This window comes from Massilia mucilaginosa (assembly GCF_011682145.1).
Taxonomy (GTDB): Bacteria; Pseudomonadota; Gammaproteobacteria; order Burkholderiales; family Burkholderiaceae_D; genus Telluria_A; species Telluria_A mucilaginosa.
The window spans coordinates 1-22,763 of record NZ_WHJH01000012.1 but is presented as its reverse complement, the minus strand read 5'-3'; the positions used below and the strand labels follow the sequence as shown (position 1 = coordinate 22,763).

Below are 22,763 nucleotides of genomic sequence, written 5' to 3'. Positions count from 1 at the left end.
GCCGCCAGGTCGCCGTCATAGCGGTTCCCGTGTCAAATGTTTCCAACAGGATTGCAAATGTCGCGCCGACGCTGATCTTCCTTTGAAGCGGCAGTGCGTCTTGCAGCCCTGGGCACTGGTGTTGCTCTGCGCGCCGGCCAGGATCGGCAGCGAGGTGTTGGCGCCCGTCAGCGAACCGTTGTCGATTGCGGACCTGGCTATTGGCTGGAAAGGGAATTTCCGCGTACCAAAGACCGCAATCGCGCGCGGCAATGCATCGTGGCCAAAAAGCGTCACGCCGCCTGCTGCGCTGTGTTTGTAAAATGCAGCCGAATCAAACCCGCGAACGATGCCTGGACCGCGAGGCTGGTCACGCCGGCCCATTTTCCCAGCGGCCAGCGCGATTGCCTGGAACTGAGCTGGTACCAGGACGGCGGCGATCCTTTTCTGCGCCTTGTGGAGATCTTTTCCACGCTGGACTTCATGCTCTACAGCCTACCCGAGATCGCGAGCTTGTTCCGCGAACTGCCAAAACAAGTGTCATTCGGCATGCGGCCGATGAACGACAAGCAGGGCTTGCCGCTCAAGATCGGCAGGATCAGTGGCGATTATGCGCGGGAGGGAATGCTCGAAGGGACCCCGTATCTGGAGCGGCGCTTTCGGCTGATCCAGGGCCGCACGCGCATGGAAAGTCCGGGCATCTACGTCGACGGCCTTGATGTGCTGGAACGCGAGATCGCCGAACTCAAGCGTGACTGCGAGGTGTGGGCACCGAATGAAAGCTGGTGCGCGAAGGTCGTTACCGACACCGACTGGAATTCATGTCTGCGACATTACGTCCATCTTCACTGGTTCCAGGAAGGGGGCGATCCATTGGGACGGCTTGCCGTCTTCTTGCCGATCTGGACTTCATGCGGTACAGCGCGAGCGAGCGGGACGAGCCTGATTCCTGACGCGCATGGCGCTTGCCTTAGTGCTTCTCGTCGATGCGCCAGCGCTTTCTCCCTTGCCTTCGGCGACGCTTGATCGGTATGCGCGGTTGATCGCACGAGTGCGCATCTGGACGCAGCCGTGCATCGCCGGCGCTACCGCCGTCAGCTGATTCCGGCGTCCGAGGTCTTGACGGCGCCAACTGCCGGGCGCAGAATTATCTTTCGGAAACTAACAAGCTGGCATATGGAAGAATTGATCGTCAATCTGGTGTCGTTCATGGTGACGAGCTGGCGCATGACCACGGTGCTGATCGCTTCCGCCGTGCTGGCGGTCGGCCTGGCGATTGCCATCCCGCCGTTCACCGGTCCTTATGGGATCGCACTGGTGCTGCTCGGCGTTGGTGTTGGCATGTGGTGGCATTCCAGGGCCATGGAGATCAGGGTGCGCAGCGCCTGATCCGCCGCACTCGGTTGGCGCGCCCGGCGAAACGCGCCTGACGATTCACGTGCGCTGTTACTTGCCGAGCTGATCGACGCTGAGGTTCCCATCGAGGAGTTCGGCCAGGTCGATGTCGCCGTCGATGAAACGCTGCAACTGCGGGTCTGTCTCCAGTGGGACGTTGAAGCCGCTCAAGCCCGCGTTGGCCACGGCAAACGCCACGGCCTTCTTCCGTCTATCGCGCTCGCTGGCGGAAATGCCCTTGCCCGTGCTTGCGGTGTCGGGCGAGTGCGCATCCGCCTCGTCCCGGCTCGCCGGCTGGTCTTCTTCCATCGCATGACTCCTTCAAATAGTGCGGCGGCGGCAAGGCGCGGACCGTGACTGCCGCATTCATTCCCCACGCTGATAAGCCCAAGTAGTATATCCCATCTATTCGCCGATACTTTTCCGCCTTACCTTACGCCCACTTGTGCCCGGCACGCGGTTTATCGCACGAGTGTGCGTCTTTTAACAGACTGATCCATGCATCCCGGGCACGCTTGATACATTGCGCATTTTGCGTATGCACAAGCCACCACTCAACGCCTTCAAAGGATGCCAACACATGGACGAGTTCAGCGACATCACACTATCGAGGCGGGAACTGTTAATCGCAGGCGCCATCAGCGTCACAGCGGCCAGCGTGCCGGGTGCGGCCGGCGCCGCCGACGCGGTTGCCGGCGCCGCGCCCGCCGCGCCGGTCACCAACAAGGTCGCCTTCGAGGTCAACGGCAAGCGCCACGCGCTCGATGTCGACACCCGCACCACCTTGCTCGATGTGCTGCGCGAAAACCTGCACCTGACCGGCACCAAGAAGGGTTGCGACCATGGCCAGTGCGGCGCCTGCACCGTCATCGTCGACGGCCGCCGCATCAATTCCTGCCTGAGCCTGGCCGTGATGCACGAAGGGTCGAAGATCACCACCATCGAAGGCCTCGGCAACAAGGACAAGCTGCACCCGATGCAGGCCGCCTTCGTCAAGCATGACGGCTACCAGTGCGGCTACTGTACGCCGGGGCAGATCTGTTCGGCCGTCTCGGTCATCGACGAGATCGGCCAGGGTATCCCGAGCCACGTCAGCGCCGACCTGATGGCCAGGCCGCTGCTGTCGGCGGAAGAAATCCGCGAGCGCATGAGCGGCAATATCTGTCGCTGCGGGGCCTATTCGAACATCGTCGATGCGATTACCGACGTCGCCGGGAGCCGCGCATGAAGGTCTTCACCTACCAGCGCGCCACCAGCGCCGCCGACGCAGCCGCCGCCGCCATGCGCGCCCCGGGCGCCAAATTCATCGCCGGCGGCACCAACCTGCTCGACCTGATGAAGCTCGACATCGAAACCCCGGGCCATCTGATCGACGTCAACGGCTTCGGTCTCGACAAGATCGAAGCCACAGCGGACGGCGGCCTGCGCATCGGCGCCCTGGTGCGCAATACCGACCTGGCCTCCGACGAGCGGGTGCGGCGCGACTACGGCGTGCTCGCGCGCGCTTTGCTGTCGGGCGCCTCCATGCAGTTGCGTAACAAGGCGACCACCGCCGGCAACCTGCTGCAGCGCACCCGCTGCCCGTACTTTTACGATACCAACCAGCCGTGCAACAAGCGCCAGCCGGGCAGCGGCTGTTCGGCCATCGGTGGCTTCAGCCGCCAGCACGCCATTGTCGGCGCCAGCGACGCCTGCATCGCCACCCATCCGAGCGATATGGCGGTGGCCATGCGCCTGCTCGACGCGCAAGTGGAAACGGTGCGCGCCAACGGTGCCGCGCGCATGATCCCGATCGCCGACTTGCACCGCCTGCCGGGCAGCACGCCGCACATCGAAACGCTGCTCGAAGCGGGTGAACTGATCACCAGCGTCACCTTGCCCAAGCCGCTCGGCGGCACGCACGTGTACCGCAAGGTGCGCGACCGCTCCTCGTACGCATTCGCGCTGGTGTCGGTGGCGGCGGTGATCCTGCCGGACGCCGGCGGCCGGGTGGCGCTCGGCGGCGTGGCCCACAAGCCGTGGCGCATCGAAGCGGCCGAGCAAAAGATGGCGGCCGGCGCCAGGGCCGTCGTCGACCAACTGCTGGCAGGCGCCAAAACGACGCACGACAACGCATTCAAAATCACGCTGGTCCAGCGCACGCTTCACGCGGTGCTGGCGGATGCGAAGAAAGGCTGACCATGAAGTTCACCACACCCGCCACCACCAACCCGATCGACCAGCTCAAGGTGGTCGGCCGTCCGCTGGACCGCATCGACGGCCCGGCCAAGACCACCGGCAGCGCGCCATACGCCTACGAGCAGAACGACGCAGCACCGAACGCCGCCTACGGCTACGTGGTGGGCGCCGGCATCGCCAAGGGCCGCATCACTTCGATCAAGCTCGATGAAGCGCGGCGCGCGCCGGGCGTCATCGCCGTCATCAGCGCCGAGAATGCCGGCGCCCTCGGCAAGGGCAAGTTCAATACCGCCAGGTTGCTGGGCGGACCCGAGATCGAGCACTACCACCAGGCCATCGCCCTGGTCGTGGCCGGGACGTTCGAGCAGGCGCGCGCCGCCGCCGGCCTGGTCAAGGTGACGTACGCAAAAGAAAAGGGCGCGTATGAACTCGACAAGGTCAAGGGCGCGGCCAAACAGCCCAAGGGGGACGACAACGCCGACACCAAGGTCGGCGACTTCGAGCGCGCCTACGCCGGCGCGCCGGTGAGGCTCGACGCCACCTATCACACGCCCGATCAGTCGCACGCGATGATGGAGCCGCACGCCTCGATCGCCACGTGGGAAGGCGACAAGCTGACCGTGTGGACCGCGAACCAGATGATCGACTGGACCCGCGGCGACCTGGCCAAGACGCTCGGCATCCCGAAAGAGAATGTGCGCCTGATTTCGCCGTTTATCGGCGGCGGCTTCGGCGGCAAGCTGTTCCTGCGTTCGGAAGCGCTGCTGGCGGCGCTGGGCGCGCGCGCGGCCAAGCGCCCGGTCAAGGTGGCGCTGAGCCGCCCGCTGATGATCAACAACACCACGCACCGTCCGGCCACCATCCAGCGCATCCGCATCGGCGCCACGCGCGACGGCAAGATCAGCGCCATCGGCCACGAAAGCTGGTCGGGCGACCTGCCGGGGGGGCAGCCGGAGACCGCGGTGATGCAAACGCGCCTGCTGTACGCCGGCGCGCACCGCATGACCAGGATGCGCCTGGCGGTGCTCGATCTGCCGGAAGGGAACGCGATGCGCGCGCCGGGTGAAGCGCCGGGCTTGATGGCGCTCGAAATCGCGATGGACGAAATGGCCGACAAACTCAAGATCGACCCGGTCACCTTCCGCATCCTTAACGACACCAAGGTCGATCCGGAAAAACCGAGCCGTCCGTTTTCGCAGCGCCGCCTGGTCGACTGCCTGCGCAGCGGCGCCGAGCGCTTCGGCTGGAAGGAACGCAGCGCCGAACCGGGCAAGAAGCGCGAAGGGCGCTGGCTGATCGGCATGGGCGTGGCCAGCGCCTTCCGCAACAATATGGTGATGAAGTCGGGCGCCCGCATCCGTCTCGACAGCAAGGGCGTGGTCACGGTGGAAACCGACATGACCGACATTGGCACCGGCAGCTACACCATCATCGCCCAGACCGCGGCGGAGATGATGGGCGTCGGGATCGACAAGGTGGTGGTCAAGCTGGGCGACTCCAGCTTTCCGGTATCGGCCGGCTCGGGCGGGCAGTGGGGCGCCAACAGCTCCACCGCCGGCGTGTACGCGGCGTGCATGAAGATGCGCGAGGCGGTGGCGCGGAAGCTGGGCATGAATCCGGCCGAGGCCCGGTTTTCGGACGGCGCCGTCAGCGCGGGCGGCAAGAGCGTGGCGCTGGCGCAGGCCGCGCAGGGCGGGGAACTGGTGGCCGAAGATGCGATGGAGTACGGCGACCTGGACAAGAAATTCCAGCAATCGACCTTCGGTGCGCACTTTGTCGAAGTCGCGGTCGACAGCGCCACCGGCGAAACGCGGGTGCGGCGCATGCTGGCCGTGTGCGCGGCGGGGCGCATCCTCAATCCGAAGTCGGCGCGCAGCCAGGTGATTGGCGCGATGACGATGGGCCTGGGCGCGGCGCTGATGGAAGAACTGGTGGTAGATACGCGCACCGGGTTTTTCGTCAATCACGACCTGGCCGGGTATGAAGTGCCGGTGCACGCCGACGTGCCGCACCAGGACGTGGTGTTCCTCGACGAGACCGACCCGATGTCGTCGCCGATGAAAGCCAAGGGCGTCGGCGAACTGGGTATTTGCGGAGTGGCGGCGGCGATTGCGAACGCGGTCTACAACGCCACCGGCGTGCGCGTGCGCGACTATCCGGTCACGCTCGACAAGCTGCTCGACAAGATGCCGGCCATGAGCTGACAGCGCTGGCGCAGTGTTGTCCAGATCGCGCCCGCGCCTTTCGAGCCGCGGGCGCGTTCGTATCGGCTGCGCACAAGCCGGGCAATCGGATCGATGATGCGAAGTCGGGGCGCGAACCGTTTTCGCAACTACTGGATATCTGGAGTATGCCAGCGTCCCGACCTGTCGGATGGCTGACTGCGCCGCAAAGAGATGGAACAGCGCCATCGCATGCGTTATGCTGTCGTCCCAAGGCGCGAACCGGAGGTTTGCGGTTTGTCGCCGCGTCAGGCAATAACGGGAAGATGGTAGAGGTTTATGTCAAGTGAGAAGAAAACGGTGGTTCCCGACCAGGAACCACCACAGGCGCGCGTGGCGCCACGGATGCCGCCAACGCGGCTGGCGACGGAAACGGCATGGTCCGGCGACGCCGCCGCCAAACAGCGGGCGCGTGAAGAGCGCGATGCGCTGGTGCGCGGGGTCACTTCCATCGATGCGATGCGCGAGGCGATCAAGCGGGTCGCACGCGAACTGCCTGTCATCGACGACGTGCCGCGCATCGGGATGCTCGTTGCGGCGGCGTTTCGCGCGCGCGCCGCACAAGGGCTGCCATTCGTGATCACCGGTGTGGCCAGGCGCTGGCCGCTGTCGTCCCTTACCCCGCAAACGCTGCGCGAGCGCTTCAGCCACCTGCCGGTGCGCGCCCGCGTGGGCGACTATATCAACACCGCGTTCGCGCCCGACCGCGCCATGCGGGATATGTCGATGCTGGAGTATCTGGACCTGGTTGGCGCCGGCACGCCGGGATTGCCGCCGTACCTGGGCAATCTGGAACTGCGCGAATTGAACAGCATGTGTTACTGGCCCGCGTATTTCAGCAAAATGGGGCCGCCGCGCTTCTGGCTCGGGCCTGCGGGCACGGTCACGCCGCTGCACTGCGACTACGACGACAACATCTTCGCCCAGGTGTGGGGCACCAAGCGGATTTTCCTGGTGCCGCCGCACCATGACGAATTCCTGTACCCCAGCCAGGCCAATGCCATTCTGTTCGGTTCGCCGGTCGACCCCGAAGCGCCCGATTTCGAGAAATTCCCGCTCGCGCGCCAGGCCAACATGATCGAGTGCATCGTCAATCCGGGCGACATGCTCTACGTGCCGGCAGGGTGGTATCACCAGGTGCGCGCGCTGACGTTTTCGCTCTCGGCCAACCGGTGGGCGCGGGCGATGCCGTTTGCCTTGAACGGCGAAGCGTCCTTGCGGCGCGCGCAGGATTAGCAAAAGAGATCCCTGGCGAGGAAACTTTCGCCGACCTTACCCTTGTGACAATCAACCACCCCCGGTGTCAGGTCTGACATTCGGACACGACCTGAACAATGGGGTTGCAAAAATGATATTCTCGCGCCACGGCCTGTGGCTGATTTCACATCACATTAGAGTTGGGCTCGTGTCCGAATGTCAGACCTGACACCGGGGTTCTTTTCTGGCGTCGGACAAATGATGTCGCACACCAAGTTTGCCTGAATGCTATTATTCCCGTCTATCCACGAGCTTGCGCTCCGCCATTGACGAGGAACCCATGTCCGATTTTTACGACCGCCTGACGCCGTTCTACCACCTGATCCACCAGGACTGGCACGCCAGCGTCGCCTTGCAAGGCGAGCAGCTCGGCACGCTGATCGACGCCGAATGGCCGGGCAAGCGCAAGCTGCTGGACGTGTCCTGCGGCATCGGCACCCAGGCCATCGGCCTGGCCCGGCGCGGCTTTTCCGTCACCGCCTCCGATCTGTCGGAGAAGGAAATCGAACGCGCCCGGCGCGAAGCCGGCCTGGCCGGCGCCGCCGTGGACTTTTCGGTGTGCGACATGCGCCGCGCCCACGATCATCATGGCGCCGGTTTCGATATCGTCCTCTCCTGCGACAACTCGCTGCCGCACTTGCTCACCGATGCCGACCTGCTCATCGCGCTGCGCCAGATGTTCGCCTGCCTGGCGCCCGGCGGCGGCTTTCTGATGTCGATGCGCGACTACGCGCGCGAAGAACGCGGCGTCAACCTGGTCAAGCCGTACGGCGCGCGCACCGAAGACGGCAAGCGCTACGTGCTGTTCCAGGTCTGGGATTTCGCCGGCGAACACTATGACCTGACCTTTTACTTCATCGAAGAAGATCTAGCGACCCAGGCGGTCCAGACGCACGCGATGCGCTCGCGCTACTACGCCATATCGACCGACAAGATGGGCGCGCTGATGCGCGAAGCGGGCTTCGAGAACGTGCGCCGCATCGACGACGCCTTTTACCAGCCGATCCTGATCGGCACCCGGCCCGCATAATCGCCACGCCAGCGCAAGCACAAGCGCGCATGGCGCGCAAAGTAGGCGTACTGCAACACTTTGCCATGGGGAATCTCACATTTGGTTGATAATGCGAGTTGTCCTTTTCAAAGATGCCTATGCCGCCCAGCATTGCCCAGCCTGAAGAAAAGCGCCGCACGGGCGCGTTTGTCGCCGCTGTGCGCGGTAAATACGCTCCCTCCGTGCTGGCGTTGACGATCTTTCTGATTGCCATCATTGCAACGGCTTTCGCCTGGCAATTCGCCCATGCCGAGCTCGAAGATAGCCAGCACGCCGAATTCGCCTTCCAGGCGCGTCAGGTGGAACGCCGCATCGAACAGCGCATGGGTAATTACGAGCAGGTCCAGCGCGGCACCCGGGCCTTTTTGCTCGGCTCGATGAAGGCCGACAGCAAGGACTTCCGCGACTACATCGCCGCGCTGCGTCTGGAAGAAACCTATCCCGGCATCCAGGGCATCGCGCTGGTCGAACTGGTCGCTCCACACGAACTTGACGCGCATACCGCCGCGCGCCGCCGCGAGATCCCGGGCTACACGGTCCATCCGCTGGGCGAGCGGCCGATGTTGTCGGCCATTACCCACATCGAACCTTTCTCCGGCCTGAACTTGCGCGCGCTCGGATTCGACATGCTGAGCGACCCGACCCGGCGCGCCGCCATGGAGCGGGCGCGCGATACCGGCCAGCCGGCCGCCTCGGGCAAGGTGCGCCTGATCCAGGAAAATGGCCGCAACGAACAGGCCGGGCTGGTCATGTACCTGCCCGTGTACCGCCGCGATGCGCCGGCCGCCAGCGTGGCCGAGCGGCGCGCCAACATCATCGGCTGGGTCGGCGCGCCGTTTCGGATGGACGACCTGATGGACGGCCTGGGCGGCGAGCGCTCGGGCGACATCATGCTGTCGATCTACGACGGCAACGCCATCGACGACAGCGCGCGGCTGTACCGCTCCGCCCGCGAAACGCCGGCCGAGATGCTGCGTCCGGCGCGTTTTTCCGCCGTGGTGCGGGTGGTCGTCGCCGGGCGTCCATGGACCCTGCACGTGCGCTCGGCGGCGCAGTTCGAGACGCGCCAGGGCTCGGACCGGCCGCAGTTCATCGCCATCGCCGGCGTCGCCGCCGGCGCCTTGCTGGCGCTGCTGGTGTGGACGCTCGCCTCCGGCCGCGGACGCGCCATGGCGCTGGCCGCCGACATGACGCGCCAGCTCAGCGCAAGCGAATTTCGCTGGAAGTATGCGCTCGAGGGCGCCGGCGACGGCGTCTGGGACTGGAACCGCGGCAGCGGCGACATCGTCCATTCGCGCCGCTGGAAAGAAATGCTCGGCTACGGCGCCGACGACATCGCGCCCACCAACGCCGCCTTCGAGGCGCTGATTCACGAGGAGGACCGCGCGCGCGTGCTGGCCACCCTGAACGCCTACGTCGACAGCACCGACCAAACCTACGAATGCCAGTTCCGCCTGCGCTGCAAGAACGGCAGCTGGCGCTGGATCCGCTCGCGCGGCATGGCGGTCACGCGCGACGCCGGCGGCCATCCGCTGCGCACCATCGGTACCCACACCGACATCACGCGCGCCAAGGCCGACGAACAAACCCTGTTGGAGGCGAACACGCGCCTGGCGGCCGAACAGCACCGGGTCAGCGTCATCCTCGACCATTCGCACGATGCCTTTGTCGCCGTCAGCGCGGACGGGCGCATCACCGACTGGAACGCCAAGGCCGAAGCGATGTTCGGCTGGCCGGCAAACAGCGCCATCGGCCACGACCTGGCCACCCTGATCATTCCGGAAGAACTGCGCGCCGCCCACAACGCCGGCATCGCGCGCCTGGTCGCCAGCGGCGCCGGCACCATGATCCGCAACGTGTTCGAAGTGAGCGCGCTGCACCGCGACGGGCGCCGCGTGCCGGTCGAACTGGCCATTGCCGGCTTTCCGCAGGCATCCGGCTTCGTGGTCAGCGCCTTCATGCGCGACATCTCCGAACGCAAGCTCGCCGAACAGCTCGAAGTCGAACGCAGCCTGGCGCTGGAAGAGGCGCGCCACGCGCTGCAGCATTCGCAAAAGCTCGAAGCGGTCGGCAAGCTGACCGGCGGTGTGGCGCACGACTTCAACAACGTGCTGCATGTCATCGGCGGGAATGTGCAACTGCTCCAGCTCACCAACCGCGACGACGCGCGCCTGCACAAGCGCCTGAACAGCATCCAGTCGGCGGTCGACCGCGGCGCCAAGCTGGCCTCGCAGCTGCTCGCGTTCGCGCGGCGCCAGCCGCTGCAGCCGGTGGTGCTCAATCCCTTGCAGACCTTGCAGGCGATGGACGACCTGCTGCAGCGCGCGCTGGGCGAATCGGTGCGCATCCGCATCGACGCCGACGACGGGCTGTGGAACACCCTGGTCGACCCCGGCCAGTGGGAAAACGTGGTCATGAACCTGGCGATTAACGCGCGCGACGCCATGCCCGGCGGCGGCGTTCTGAGCATCGGGCTGGGTAACGAGACGGTCGACGCCGGGCATGCCGGCGCGCTCGACCTGGTGCCTGGCGACTATATCCGCTTCAGCTTTGCCGACAGCGGCCAGGGCATGAGCGCCGAGGTGATCGCGCACGCCTTCGAACCGTTCTTCACCACCAAGCCGGTGGGGCAGGGGACCGGCCTGGGGCTGAGCATGGCGTATGGTTTTGTGAAGCAGAGCGGCGGCCACATCGTGCTCGATAGCGAGATCGGCAAGGGCACCACGGTGACAATCTACCTGCCGCGTTCGGCCCAGCGCGCCATCAGCAAGCTTGGCGCGGCCGAGCAGGACGTGGTGGGCGGCGGCGAAACGGTGCTGGTGGTGGAAGACGATGCGGAAGTGCGCGCGACCACGGTGGCAACCCTGAACGAGCTTGGCTACTGCGTGCTGGAAGCGCACGACGGCGCCAGTGCCCTGGCCATGCTGCGCAAGGGGGCGTGGGTCGACCTGTTGTTTACCGACGTGGTGATGCCGGGGCCGGTGTCGAGCATCGAGCTGGCGATGCTGGCGCAGCGCGAGCTGCCTGGCGTGGCGGTGCTGTACACGTCCGGCTATACGCGCGACGCGCTGACCACCGGCGGCAGGCTCGATGACGGCGTGCGGCTGCTCGGCAAGCCATACCGCCGCGCGCAACTGGCGCAGCATGTGCGCGACGCGCTGGCGAGCAGGATGCTGGGTTCATAGGCTGGTACTGCGGGCTTATGTCCAGATTTGGCGTGCGGGCTTGTATTGAGCCGTACGTCTCCCTCATTCTTTGCTTGAAAGCGTACACATTGAAGCGAGTGGATTCCCCGCATTTATCGCCTCATTCAGTGTACGCCGCTAGTAAGTAAAGACCTTCTGAGCCACGTTGTCGACCATCACCGGGCTGTCGAAATAGGTGACCGATGGCTCGGTGCCGTATTTCCCGCGCACGAATGCGCGCCACGCCTCGGTGTACATCGCTTCGGCCTGCTCCCGCGACGCCCACACATACACGCCGCCGGCCGTGGCGCCGTCTTCCGAGAGAAGGTAGTGCTTTTGCAGCAGGCCCGGCACATCCTGGTAGGTCGGCGCCGTGCTGAGGAAGATGGCGCGCGCTTCCTCGCGGGTGATTGGCTTGGGCAAAGCAAACGCGGTCATGGCGATGATCATCTGCGACTCCTCCGGCTTCAGGTCAGACTGCGATAGATGACGTCTTTCAGGCTGTCATCGTCGTATGCATCGGCATTGGTCACGTGCCCATCGAAAGGGCCGATCTTGCAGACCGTGTTGCCGTTGCGCAGGACGATCTGCAGTCCGTGTTCGCGTTCCCAATCGCAGTTGCAGGTGAGCGAAATGTAGACATCGCGTTCATCGGGGTCGCCCCGTTCCACCATCGGCTCGTAGCCGAATTCGATATGGCGCCAGACGTCGGCGGGCGATGCGATCGATACGAACTCCTCGTCCGACGCCGCCTGGCGGCTGCTCACATCGCGGTAGTACTGGAAGATATGCGCTTGCGCCGCCTTGAGCACTTCCGGGCCGTTGGACAGAAACGCCGCGATGGCGGCATGAAAATCCTCTTGATGCGGATCGTCCTCATAGCCTTCGAGGACGATCTCGCACATTGTGTCGTCGAGCATTTTCACCGGCATCGGCTCGCTGCAAAGCCAGTCGGTACCTTCGTCGAGGGTCATGTCACCGAGTCCTGGAACGTTCATGTGTGCTTTCGTGTGTAGTGGTTCAAATTGAAAAAACTGGACGCTGGCCTGCGCCAGCGCCGCAGGCACCGTAGCGCAAGCCGTCCACCAGCAAGGTCACCATGCGGCGCGCGCCAGCGGCGCCGTCGCCGCTGGCCGGTGCGCAGCACAGATTGCCCACTGCCCGCAGCAGCTCGCGCGGCGCGATGTCGGCGCGCACTTGGCCGGCGGCGGCGGCGGCGTCAATCAAGGAGCGCAGCGCGGGTTCGAGGCGCTGGTCGAAGTAGGCCGGCAGGGCATGGTAGGCCGGGTCGCCCGAGTGCAGGGCGCTGGCCAGGCCGCGCTTGGCCATGAGGAAGTCGGCGTAGCGCAGCATCCAGCGCGACACGGCCTCGCCCGGATCATGCTCGCGCGCCAGCAGCGGCGCGGCGTCGGCGCAGTCGTCCACCTGCCGGCAAAACACCGCCACGATCAGGTCGGCGCGTTGCGGAAAGCGCCGGTACAAGGTACCGATGCCCACGCCCGCCCGCTCGGCGATGTCGCGCACGGGCGCGTCCACCCCCAAGGCGGTAAATACCGCCAGCGCCGCTTCCAGCAGGGCTTCCTCGCTACGGCGCGCGTCGGCGCGCATCGGACGCGGCTTGGGCGCCTCCTTAAGCTCCTCATCGCCCCCGGTCATGATTTCCTTCGTCATTTTTCTATCCACGTCGCTGTGCATTCCCGCTTGACAAGCGGAACCGTGTTCCGCATTATGCGGAACGTCGTTCCATTTTACGCCGGCGCCGTGGTCGCGGCAAGCGCCGTTCATTTTCTTTCAGAGGAGAAAACAGCATGCATGATAAACCTGTCGCACTCGTTACGGGCGCCAACAAGGGCATTGGCCTCGAAATCGCCCGCGGCCTCGCCGCGCACGGCTTGACCGTGCTGGTCGGTTCGCGCGAGCTGGAACGCGGCAAAGCAGCTGCGCGCACCATCGGCCCGCATGCCCACGCCGTGCAGCTCGATGTGACGGACGCGGCCTCCATCGCCGCCGCGGCCGATCGGATCGGGGGCGAATTCGGCCGTCTCGATGTGCTGGTCAATAACGCGGGCATCTCGCATGCGGCCCAGCCGGGCGGCGGCTTTCCGCACGACGTCATGCGCGCCAACGCGCTCACCAGCGCCTCGCTCGACGATGTGCGCGCTGTGTGGGAAACCAATGTCTTCGGCCTCATCGCCGTGACCCAGGCCATGCTGCCGCTGCTGCGCGCAGCGCCGGCGGCGCGCATCGTCAACATGGGCAGCACCGGCGGTTCGCTGGCGTGGAATGCGGATCCGGCCAACCCGCACCGCGCCATGTTCGGCAACTATTCCACCTCCAAATCGGCCGCGCACGCGGTGTCGCTGGCGTTTGCCTTCGCGCTTGAACAGGAGGGCATCAAGGTCAATATTGCCTGCCCCGGCCACACCGCCACCGCGCTCAACAACTTCAGCGGCGCGCGCACGGTCGAGCAGGGCGCGCGCGAAGCGATCCGCCTGGCGCTGATCGGCGCGGACGGCCCGAGCGCTACCTTTTCGGACGATGCCGGCCCGGTTGCCTGGTAACGCGGCGCGCCGCTGGCGGCGCAGATCGGATCGCTGGCGCGCCCGGATTGATCGCCGAAATCGCCGCCTTGGTCCAAGTAGCGCTATACTCGGGCTATTCTGTCAACGCACCGCCAATGAACCCACTGCGCTCCCATCCGATGTTCGCGTTTCCGTCCCCTTGTGGCGACGGCATGCGCTCGCTCGCGCGCCATCTCGCCCGGCTCTCATGAGCTCGGTGAGGACAATCTGAAAACAAGCCGTTTCCCGTCCTCCCGAGCCACCCTCCATCCGCAGTATCCCTTCATTAACACCCGTGGAGTACCATCATGAGACCCAACATCATTGTGTCGTCCGTCGACATGCAACGCCTTGAAACCCTGCTCGACTCGCTTCCGGCCGCGCAGGCCGACGTCCGCAACCTGCTGCTCGACGAACTGGCGCGCGCCGAACTGGTCGAGCCGGGCGAAATGCCGCCGAATGTCGTGACCATGAATTCGCGCGTGCGCTTCGCCCTCGACGCGCCGGCGGAAGAATTCAACCTGACCCTGGCCTATCCGAAAGACATGCAGCTCGACGACGAGCGCATTTCCATCCTCTCGCCGGTCGGCAACGCCCTGATCGGCCTGGCGGTGGGCGACAGCATCGACTGGCAACGGCCGGACGGCGCCAGCTTTCAGCTCACCGTGCTCGACGTGCTGTACCAGCCCGAGCGCGCGGGCGAATTGCATCGCTGAACTTTACTCGGTAGCGCGCTGCCCGGGAGATACCAACTTGTCCCTGGCGCGTGTCCAAGAGCGACTTGAACAAGGACTAGACATGACACTCAGCGTTACTGCGCAGTATATCGATCAAGACGGCAAGTGGAACGACCTGCCCTTGACCTCCTGGGTGGCTGGCGTGGAGACCACCCGTCAGTCTTTCTACGGTAGCGACGTCGCCATCGGGGCCGGCTTGGTTCTTCTTCCGCGCCTTCTCGATGAAAATACGGTTGACGTCTCCGGTGCCGAACTGGCCGACCTGAAACGTGAGGTGCTCATCATGTGGGACCTGGTCGAGGAGGAGGAAAGAGATTATTGGTAATGTCGTTTGGGGAACATCCTGGAGGCGATTGCACTGGCCATGCCGTACGGCGACGCTGGCAATGTGGTGATAGGGTGACGCTTTTGGTGCGTTCCGGTATCGCCAATCCTGATGGCCGCAATAATGAACGAGGATTGGACGTATATCAGCGGTAAACGCATCATGAAGTGCTTCGAATAGCGGGAAAAACAAGATCCTCCGGTCACGTGTTTCCCCTTTCAATTCACTTCATCGAAAGGTTTCACCCAATGAGCGACATCCTCTGGCCCTCAGGCTATCTGCCCGGCACCACCGACAACTACGTTTCCAACGACATCATCGTGGCCGGCCTGGGCGCGGCCGAGGTCTGGCCCCGCCTCGACAATACGCTGGCCTGGCCAACTTGCTACGGCAACGTCTCCGACATCAGCTTTGACGACGGCAGCGGCCCCCGCTTGAGCCAGGGCGCGCGCTTCCGCTTCACCACCTTCGGCTTCGCCGGGCACGCCAAAGTGACCGAATACCAGCCGCCGGCGCCGGGTGTGCCGGCCCGCGTTGCCTGGGACGGCTGGGTCGAGGGTGACGCCGCCACGCGCCTCGATGCGCACCACGCCTGGCTGCTCGAAGACCTGCCCGGTGGCCGCGTGCGCATCCGCAGCCAGGAAAGAGCGGCGTTTCACGCAGCACCAGGCCGTCGAGTTGCTCGACCAGCCGGCGCGGCACCACCGCCACCAAGTCGCTGGCGCGCGCGCACCAGCAGCGGATCGTCGACACTCTCGCGCAGGCGCGTGAGCATGCCGCTCATGGCAGGTTGCGTCAGCTTCAGGCGCGCCGCCGCGCGCGTCACGTTGCGCTCGTCGAGCAGGGCATCGAGCGCCTTGCGCAGATTCGGGTCCAGCTGGCGGAGGTTGGGCATGGCGCCGATTTTGCCGTAGCGCCGCGTTTGCTGACGGTTATGTTTGCTACCGTACCGAATTTCGGTATCAAGTCAGTAGAATCGAGGCATAGCCGCTTTGGGCATGCTCGTCGAAAAGAACTGATTCACCATGTCCGATTTCCCATCCGCCAGCAGTGTTGTCCGGCCTGCCTCCATCGTCCCGGACATTGGCCCGGCCATGTACGAAAGCAGCCCCGATTGCGTGAAAGTGCTCGACAACGGCGGCCATATTCTCTCGATGAACAGGAACGGCCAGTGCGCGATGGAGATCGACGACTTTGCGCCACTGGTCGGCCTGCCCTGGGCCAGCCTGTGGCCGCACGAGATGGCGGCCACGGTCTTGACGGCGCTCGCGGCCGCGCGCAGCGGCGCCACCAGCCGCTTCGACGCGTTCTGTCCGACCGCCAAAGGCACGCCGAAATGGTGGGCGGTGATCGTCGCCCCGATCTTCGGCGCCGATCACCAGCTCGAGCGCATCCTGGCCATCTCGCGCGACGTCAGCGGCGAGCGCCAGGCCGGCGAAGCGCTGCAGCACAGCGCCGAACGCCTGGAACTGGCCACCGAGGCGGCTGAACTGGGCCTGTGGACCTGGGACCCGCTGTCCGACCAGGTCACCTGGGATAACGAGCGCACCTGTGCCATCCTCGGCGTGGCGCCTTCAGCCCTGCCGGTCAACGCGACGCGCTTTGCCGCCGAGTTTCTGCATCCCGACGACGTCGCGCGCTTTGCGCAGGCGGTTGCCGCCAGCGTGGCGGGCGACCTGCGCTTCCAGTTCGAGGGCCGCATGCGCGACAAGAACGGCGCGGTGCGCTGGATCGAGCTGTATGGACGGCCCCAGGACGGCGACGGCCAGCCGCGCACGCAACTGGTGGGCACCATCGCCGATATCACCGCGCGCAAGCTGGCCGAAGACAAGCTGCGCGACGCCGACCGCCGCAAGGACGAATTCCTGGCCATGCTGGCGCACGAGCTGCGTAATCCGCTGGCCCCTATCGGCGCCGCCGCCGAACTGCTCAAGCTGGGCAAGTTCGACGAGGCGCGGGTGCGCAAGACCAGCGAAATCATCAGCCGCCAGGTGAGCCACATGACGCATCTGGTCAACGACCTGCTGGACGTCTCGCGCGTGACCGGCGGCGTGGTCAAGCTCGACACGGCGCCGCTCGACCTGCGCGACATCGTCGCCGACGCCGTCGAACAAAGCGCGCCGCTGATCCGCGGCCGCGGCCACAAACTGTGCATCCATGTGCCGCCCGAGGCCAGCACGGTGCTGGGCGACGCCAAGCGGCTGGTGCAAATCGTTGGCAACCTGCTCAACAACGCCGCCAAGTACACGCCGGACGGCGGCAAGATCGACCTGCGCATCGCCATGGAGGACGAGCGCGTGACGCTGAGCGTGGCCGACAACGGCATCGGCATCGAGCACCAGCTGGCGTGCCGCGTGTTCGACCTGTTCAGCCAGGCCGAGCATACGTCCGACCGCACCGCCGGCGGCCTCGGCCTGGGGCTGGCGCTGGTCAAAAGCCTGGTCGAGATGCATGGCGGCACGGTGGCGTGTTTCAGCGCGGGGACCGGCGCCGGCAGCACCTTCAGCGTCTCGCTGCCGCGCCTGCGCGACGGGCGCGAGGCGCCACTGGCCGCGCGCGCTCCCGAGCGCCTGGCCGGCCAGCCGCGCACGCTCGATATTCTGGTGGTGGACGATAACGTCGACGCCGCCGCCATGCTGGCCATGCTGCTCGAAGCCGCGGGGCACCGCATGACGGTCGAGCATTCGGCCAGGGACGCGCTGGCACGCATCGAAACGGCCCGTTTCGACGTCTGCCTGCTCGATATCGGCCTGCCCGAAATGGACGGCAACGCCCTGGCGGCGCGCCTGCGCGGCCATCCGCACACGCGCGGCGCGCTGCTGGTGGCCATTACCGGCTACGGCCAGGAGAGCGACCGCCAGCGCAGCGAGGCCGCCGGGTTCGACCAGCACATGGTCAAGCCGGTCGACACCGGCCGCCTGATGGACGTGCTGGCCGACGTCGCCTGAGCGGCCACCACCACCGGGAGCGCGATCTCGAAGCGGCTGCCGTGGCCGGGGCCGTCGCTGCAGGCGCACCGTGCCGCCATGGCGCTGGCACCAGGCGATGTCGGACACGCCGATATCTTCGCGAACGCGGTCATAAACCGTTGAATGTATGCTGCCAAGGTGGGAGTATCTCTGCCAAATGGCGTTGCGCGATCAGAATTCTCCCTGCTGCTTGAGGCGCCGGTACAGCGTACGCTCGCTGATGCCCAGGTGCGCTGCCAGTTCGCTGCGGGTGCCGTCGAAGTGGACCGGCACGGCGCTGCCGGCCGGCGCGGCCGGGGCGGGCTGCGCCGGCGCCGGCGGCAGATGCGCGACGCGGATCACGCCATCGTCGGCGAACAGGCTGGCGCGTTCGAGCACGTTGCGCAGTTCGCGGATATTGCCCGGCCATGGGCGCCGCTGCAACTGCGCCAGCGCGTCCGCGTCGATGCTCACCGTGCGCATGGCGCTTGGGCGCGCCAGGAAGGAATTGGCCAGCAGGGCGATATCGTCGGCGCGTTCGCGCAGCGGCGGCAGGCGGATCGGAAAGGCGTTGATGCGGTAGTACAGGTCCTGCCGAAACTCGCCGCGCGCGACCATCTCCGCGAGCGGTTTGTGGGTGGCCGCCACCAGGCGAAAATTGGCGTGCAGGGTTTCCACCCCGCCCACGCGGCGGTAGGTGCCGGTTTCGATCAGGCGCAGCAGCTTGACCTGCATCGCCAGCGGCACGTCGCCGATTTCATCGAGGAAGATGGTGCCGTCCTGCGCCGTGTCCACCAGCCCCGGTTTGCGGACCGCCGCGCCGGTGAACGCGCCTTTTTCATGGCCGAACAATTCGCTCTCGAACAGGGTTTCGCTCAGGCCCGAGCAGTCGACCACGACCAGCGGGCCGCCCGCGCGGGCGCTGGTGGCGTGCACGGCGCGCGCGAACAGTTCCTTGCCGGTCCCGGATTCTCCCAGCAGCAGCACCGGCAGCATCGACGGCGCCACCCGCTGCAGCGCGGCCAGCGCCTGGTTGAAGGCGGGCGAACGGCCGACCAGACCGTCGCCGCTGGGCTGCGCCGACGCGCTGCGCACGGTCGACAAGCGCTCGACGTAGGCGTTAATCGCCCCGTGTTCATCGAAGATCGGGCGCAACTCCACATCCACGTGTTCTGGCCCGCGCGGCGTGTGGTGAATGTGCAGCACGCGGTCCGGACCGCGCAGCTCCTGCGCTTTCTTCATCGGGCAGTGCTCCCCCGCCTGGTCGCACGGCAGATCGTAGTGATGCGAGACGCGATAGCACTTCTGGCCGATGAAGGGCTTGCCGGTGCCGCCGAACTGGCGCCGGTAAGCGCCGTTGGCGGCCAGGATGTTGTAGTCGGGGTCGAGCACGATCATTGGCTGCGCCTCGTGTTCGAGGAACGATACCAGCGACTGCACCTGCGCGGAGGGCGTGGCGATTGGCGCTGCTTTGGTCGGGTCGGTGGGCATGGGGCGGCTCCTGGTCAGGGGCGCATGGTGGCGCAGCACTGCCATGACTGTCAAGTGGCACTGCCAGGTGGCAGTCGCATGGCAGTGCGTCGGGCGCCGGGCGGCATGTCAATTCCTTGATAAATCAAGGACCTGGATCATGGTTTCGGCACGTGGACGCTCTGGCATGCGTTTTGCGTTGTCTACCGGGTATCCACAGGAGAGTACCCACGCATGAGCACAGCCGCATTCCAGGTCGAAGGTTTCTTCGACGCCGCCACCAGCACCGTCAGTTACCTGGTGCTCGATCCCGCGACGAACAGTTGCGCCCTGATCGACAGCGTGCTCGACTTCGACCAGAAATCGGGCCGCACCGGCACCACCTCGGCCGACCGGCTGATCGCGCGCGTGGGCGAACTGGGGGCCAGCGTCGAGTGGATACTGGAAACCCACGTCCACGCCGACCACCTGACCGCCGCACCCTACCTGCAACGCCGTCTCGGCGGCAAGACCGCCATCGGCCGCCACATCGCCGCCGTGCAGGAAGTGTTCGGCACCTTGCTCAATACCGGGGCCGGCATGGCGCGCGACGGCAGCCAGTTCGACCACCTGTTCGCCGACGGCGAGACGTTCCACATCGGCAGCGTGGAATGCAGCGCCATGCACACGCCCGGCCACACGCCGGCCTGCCTGAGCTACGTGGTGGGCTACGGCGGACGCCTTGCCGCGTTCGTCGGCGACACCTTGTTCATGCCCGACTACGGCACCGCGCGCTGCGATTTTCCGGGCGGCGACGCGGGCACCCTGTACCGCTCGATCGGCAAGGTGCTCGCCTTGCCCGACGATACCTTGCTCTACATGTGCCACGACTACCAGCCCGGCGGACGGGAAGTGCGCTTTGTCAGCAGCGTGGCCGAGGAACGCGCCCACAACGTCCACGTCGGCGGCGGCATCGGGGAAGATGATTTTGTGGCCATGCGCACCCGGCGCGACGCCACCCTGGCGATGCCGGCGCTGATCCTGCCGTCGGTGCAGATCAATATGCGCGCGGGGCAGTTTCCGGAACCGGAAGCGAACGGCCAGCGCTACCTGAAAATTCCGCTCAACGCGCTGTGAGCGTGAACGGCACCATGGACCGGCACGAAGTGCTCATCATCGGCGGCGGCGCGGCGGGCATTGCGGCGGCGGCCAGCCTGCTGGCGCGCGACCCGGGCCTCGACATCGCCATCGTCGACCCGGCCGACGTGCATTACTACCAGCCCGGCTGGACCCTGGTGGGCGCCGGCGTGTTCGATGCCGCGCAGACGGCGCGCGCCATGGCGTCGGTGATTCCGCGCGGGGTCAAGTGGATCAAGGCGGCGGTGGCGGCGTTCGAGCCGGAGCGCAATGCGGTCATCCTCGACGGCTTTCGCATGGTGTGCTACGGGCAGCTGGTGCTGTGCCCCGGCCTCAAACTCGACTGGAATGCCATCGCCGGGCTGCCGCAGACGCTCGGCAGCAATGGCGTGACCTCGAACTACCTGGTCCACCTGGCGCCCTATACCTGGCAACTGGTGCGCAGCCTGCGCGCCGGCCAGGCCATTTTTACGCAGCCGCCGGCGCCCATCAAATGCGCGGGCGCGCCGCAAAAGGCGCTGTACCTGTCGGCCGACCACTGGAAGCGCAGCGGCTTGCTCGGGCAGGTGCGGGTCGACTTTTGCAGCGCCGCGCCGGCCCTGTTCGGCGTGCCCGAGTATGTGCCGGCGCTGATGCGGTATGTGAACGGCTATGGCATCGGCCTGCATCTGGGTCACACCTTGAGCGCAGTCGATGGCCCGGCGCGGCGCGCCACGTTTACGCGCCTGCATGCGGACGGGTCGAAGGAGTCGGTCACGCGCTCCTTCGACCTGCTGCATGTGGTGCCGCCCCAGGTGGTGCCGGACTTCGTGCGGGTCAGTCCCCTGGCCGATGGCGCCGGCTGGATCGATGTGGATCCGGCCACCCTGCGCCACAAGCATTGGAGCAACATCCATGCGCTGGGCGACGCCATCAATGCCGGCAACGCCAAGACGGCGGCGGCGGCGCGCAAGCAGGCGCCGGTGGTGGCGCACAATGTGCTGGCGGCGCTGGGCAAGGCGGCCGGCGTGGCCCGTTACGACGGCTACGGGGCTTGCCCGCTGACGGTGGAGCGGGGCAAGGTCGTGCTGGCCGAGTTCAATTACGGCGGCAAGCTGGCGCCGAGTTTTCCGTCCTGGCTGATCGATGGCACGCGCCCATCGCGGCTGGCGTGGCTGCTCAAGGAGCGGATTTTGCCGCCGCTGTACTGGCGCGGCATGCTCAAGGGACGCGAATGGCTGGCCAGGCCGGCCCTGGCGGACGCGTGAGGCCTGCGCGGTGACGCTCGTCGCGCTGCTCGGTTTCGCGGTCGGCATCGTGCTGGCGCTGACCGGCGCCGGCGGCGGCATCCTGGCCGTGCCGCTGCTGGTGTTCGGCGCCGGATTGTCGATGGCCGAGGCGGGGCCGATCGGTTTGGTGGCGGTCGGCCTGGCGGCCAGCCTCGGGGCGGGCATGGGCCTGCGCAGCGGCACCGTGCGCTACAAGGCGGCGCTGCTGGTGGCCGCCGCCGGGGTGGTATGTTCGCCGCTCGGGCTGTGGCTGGCGCAGCGCATGCCGAACCGGCCGCTGACGGCCGTCTTCGCCATCGTGCTGCTGTACGTGGCGGTGCGCACCTGGCGCCGCTCGCGCTGCACGCTTGACGCGCCGGCGCCACGCCGCAAGCCGCCGCCGTGCCGGCTCGACCTCGCGCGCGGCAAACTGAATTGGACGGCGCCGTGCGCACGGGCGCTGTGCTGTTCCGGGCTGGTGGCGGGGGGCTTGTCCGGCTTGCTGGGCGTGGGCGGCGGCTTCGTCATGGTGCCTGCGCTGCAGCGCTTCACCGACCTGGGCACGCAATCGGTGCTGGCGACCTCGCTGGCGGTCATCGCACTGGTCTCGATGTCGGGCGTGGCCGCCAGCGCCGCCACTGGGCATCTGCAATGGGCGGTGGCCTGGCCGTTCGCGCTGGGCGCGCTGGCCGGCATGAGCGCCGGGCGGCTGGTGGCGGCGCGTCTGCCGGGTGCCCGCCTGCAACAGGGTTTTGCGCTGGTGTCGGCGCTGGTGGCGGTCGCGCTCCTGGTGCGCGCCATTGTCTAGCCTGTCGGACTTGGGGAGTCGAAGCGAGAAAATAGCTGGGCGAGGCCAGATTTTGACGATTTCGCAGTGCCAATAGCGAGCTATTGGCCGAGAAAGAGGCGAAATATGGACCATCCCAGGTATTTTTGCAGCCGACGATCCCAAGTCCGACAGACTGCTAGCCTGAATTTTGCATAAAAAAGGGCAAGAATGCCGTAAGTGATTGATAAAATGTGAGTTATCTAGAAACACAGCTATCAACAAAAACGCCACCTTGCCCGACATGAATTCTACCTCAGAGCAGC

20 protein-coding genes and 2 pseudogenes are annotated in these 22,763 nt (G+C 66.1%); 15 read left to right on the top strand and 7 right to left on the bottom strand.

From position 1 onward, the window contains the following. The first annotated feature begins 93 nt into the window (after window positions 1-93). Entirely contained in the window at window positions 94-1,005 is a 912-nt protein-coding gene (locus F2P45_RS12540; RefSeq protein ID WP_166875022.1) for a hypothetical protein, read from the top strand. 150 nt (window positions 1,006-1,155) lie between these two features. Then, a complete protein-coding gene (locus F2P45_RS12535) occupies window positions 1,156-1,368 on the top strand; it encodes a hypothetical protein (protein WP_166875018.1) in 213 nt (70 codons plus the stop codon). Window positions 1,369-1,425: 57 nt separating this feature from the next. Here F2P45_RS12535 and F2P45_RS12530 read toward each other — a convergent pair whose 3' ends face one another. Next, the gene (locus F2P45_RS12530; RefSeq protein ID WP_166875015.1) at window positions 1,426-1,683 is read right to left on the bottom strand and encodes an antitoxin VbhA family protein; all 258 of its coding nucleotides are present in this window, start codon (window positions 1,681-1,683) and stop codon (window positions 1,426-1,428) included. A 271-nt stretch (window positions 1,684-1,954) separates the two neighbouring features. Here F2P45_RS12530 and paoA point away from each other — a divergent pair, with 271 nt between their 5' ends. The 6 genes from paoA (at window position 1,955) to F2P45_RS12500 (ending at window position 11,267) form a co-directional block, all read left to right on the top strand. Continuing rightward, entirely contained in the window at window positions 1,955-2,602 is a 648-nt protein-coding gene (paoA, locus tag F2P45_RS12525) for an aldehyde dehydrogenase iron-sulfur subunit PaoA (RefSeq protein ID WP_166875013.1), read from the top strand. Next, the gene (locus F2P45_RS12520; RefSeq protein ID WP_166875010.1) at window positions 2,599-3,552 is read left to right on the top strand and encodes an FAD binding domain-containing protein; all 954 of its coding nucleotides are present in this window, start codon (window positions 2,599-2,601) and stop codon (window positions 3,550-3,552) included. The genes paoA and F2P45_RS12520 overlap by 4 nt, the downstream gene beginning before the upstream one ends. Before the next feature lie 2 nt (window positions 3,553-3,554). After that, complete coding sequence (gene paoC, locus F2P45_RS12515; RefSeq protein WP_166875007.1) at window positions 3,555-5,756, top strand: aldehyde oxidoreductase molybdenum-binding subunit PaoC; 2,202 nt, start codon at window positions 3,555-3,557, stop codon at window positions 5,754-5,756. A 297-nt stretch (window positions 5,757-6,053) separates the two neighbouring features. After that, window positions 6,054-7,010, top strand: coding sequence for a cupin-like domain-containing protein (locus F2P45_RS12510; RefSeq protein ID WP_166875004.1), 957 nt, complete (start codon window positions 6,054-6,056; stop codon window positions 7,008-7,010). A 301-nt stretch (window positions 7,011-7,311) separates the two neighbouring features. Further along, window positions 7,312-8,061, top strand: a complete 750-nt coding sequence (locus F2P45_RS12505) for a class I SAM-dependent methyltransferase (protein WP_166875001.1) — start codon at window positions 7,312-7,314, stop codon at window positions 8,059-8,061. Window positions 8,062-8,180: 119 nt separating this feature from the next. Continuing rightward, entirely contained in the window at window positions 8,181-11,267 is a 3,087-nt protein-coding gene (locus F2P45_RS12500) for a CHASE domain-containing protein (RefSeq protein ID WP_166874998.1), read from the top strand. Window positions 11,268-11,405: 138 nt separating this feature from the next. Here the strand turns inward: F2P45_RS12500 and F2P45_RS12495 are convergent, their stop codons facing one another. From F2P45_RS12495 to F2P45_RS12485, 3 genes are read right to left on the bottom strand one after another with little or no spacing between them, the layout of a single operon-like run. After that, complete coding sequence (locus F2P45_RS12495; protein WP_166874995.1) at window positions 11,406-11,717, bottom strand: YdhR family protein; 312 nt, start codon at window positions 11,715-11,717, stop codon at window positions 11,406-11,408. A gap of 17 nt (window positions 11,718-11,734) precedes the next feature. Next, window positions 11,735-12,265 (bottom strand): DUF6985 domain-containing protein, encoded by a 531-nt coding sequence (locus F2P45_RS12490; RefSeq protein ID WP_166874993.1) that lies wholly within the window; start codon window positions 12,263-12,265, stop codon window positions 11,735-11,737. Window positions 12,266-12,287: 22 nt separating this feature from the next. After that, the gene (locus F2P45_RS12485) at window positions 12,288-12,938 is read right to left on the bottom strand and encodes a TetR/AcrR family transcriptional regulator (RefSeq protein ID WP_229505053.1); all 651 of its coding nucleotides are present in this window, start codon (window positions 12,936-12,938) and stop codon (window positions 12,288-12,290) included. A 137-nt stretch (window positions 12,939-13,075) separates the two neighbouring features. On the opposite strand from F2P45_RS12485, the gene F2P45_RS12480 reads away from it, so the two are divergent. The 3 genes from F2P45_RS12480 (at window position 13,076) to F2P45_RS12470 (ending at window position 14,890) form a co-directional block, all read left to right on the top strand. Continuing rightward, the gene (locus tag F2P45_RS12480; RefSeq protein WP_166874990.1) at window positions 13,076-13,828 is read left to right on the top strand and encodes an SDR family NAD(P)-dependent oxidoreductase; all 753 of its coding nucleotides are present in this window, start codon (window positions 13,076-13,078) and stop codon (window positions 13,826-13,828) included. Between the two features lie 308 nt (window positions 13,829-14,136). Continuing rightward, entirely contained in the window at window positions 14,137-14,544 is a 408-nt protein-coding gene (gene rnk, locus F2P45_RS12475; protein ID WP_166874987.1) for a nucleoside diphosphate kinase regulator, read from the top strand. A gap of 82 nt (window positions 14,545-14,626) precedes the next feature. Next, on the top strand, window positions 14,627-14,890 hold the full coding sequence (locus F2P45_RS12470; RefSeq protein WP_166874984.1) for a hypothetical protein: 264 nt from the start codon (window positions 14,627-14,629) through the stop codon (window positions 14,888-14,890). Between the two features lie 269 nt (window positions 14,891-15,159). On the opposite strand, the gene F2P45_RS36155 is transcribed toward F2P45_RS12470, so the two are convergent. Next, on the bottom strand, window positions 15,160-15,549 hold the full coding sequence (locus F2P45_RS36155) for a hypothetical protein (RefSeq protein ID WP_229505052.1): 390 nt from the start codon (window positions 15,547-15,549) through the stop codon (window positions 15,160-15,162). Between the two features lie 5 nt (window positions 15,550-15,554). Further along, window positions 15,555-15,785 (bottom strand): annotated as a pseudogene (locus F2P45_RS36150) (LysR family transcriptional regulator); the annotation flags it as partial. A gap of 130 nt (window positions 15,786-15,915) precedes the next feature. On the opposite strand from F2P45_RS36150, the gene F2P45_RS12455 reads away from it, so the two are divergent. Then, the gene (locus F2P45_RS12455) at window positions 15,916-17,838 is read left to right on the top strand and encodes a PAS domain-containing hybrid sensor histidine kinase/response regulator (RefSeq protein WP_166874980.1); all 1,923 of its coding nucleotides are present in this window, start codon (window positions 15,916-15,918) and stop codon (window positions 17,836-17,838) included. Window positions 17,839-18,030: 192 nt separating this feature from the next. Here the strand turns inward: F2P45_RS12455 and F2P45_RS12450 are convergent, their stop codons facing one another. Beyond that, the gene (locus tag F2P45_RS12450; protein WP_370663244.1) at window positions 18,031-19,374 is read right to left on the bottom strand and encodes a sigma-54 interaction domain-containing protein; all 1,344 of its coding nucleotides are present in this window, start codon (window positions 19,372-19,374) and stop codon (window positions 18,031-18,033) included. A gap of 168 nt (window positions 19,375-19,542) precedes the next feature. On the opposite strand from F2P45_RS12450, the gene F2P45_RS12445 reads away from it, so the two are divergent. The 3 genes and pseudogenes from F2P45_RS12445 (at window position 19,543) to F2P45_RS12435 (ending at window position 22,479) form a co-directional block, all read left to right on the top strand. Further along, window positions 19,543-20,424, top strand: coding sequence for an MBL fold metallo-hydrolase (locus tag F2P45_RS12445; RefSeq protein WP_166874974.1), 882 nt, complete (start codon window positions 19,543-19,545; stop codon window positions 20,422-20,424). 23 nt (window positions 20,425-20,447) lie between these two features. Then, window positions 20,448-21,671, top strand: a pseudogene (locus F2P45_RS12440) (NAD(P)/FAD-dependent oxidoreductase); the annotation flags it as partial. A 10-nt stretch (window positions 21,672-21,681) separates the two neighbouring features. Beyond that, window positions 21,682-22,479: a sulfite exporter TauE/SafE family protein gene (locus F2P45_RS12435; protein WP_166874971.1), complete on the top strand. Its 798-nt coding sequence runs from the start codon at window positions 21,682-21,684 to the stop codon at window positions 22,477-22,479. The last annotated feature ends 284 nt before the right edge of the window (window positions 22,480-22,763 follow it).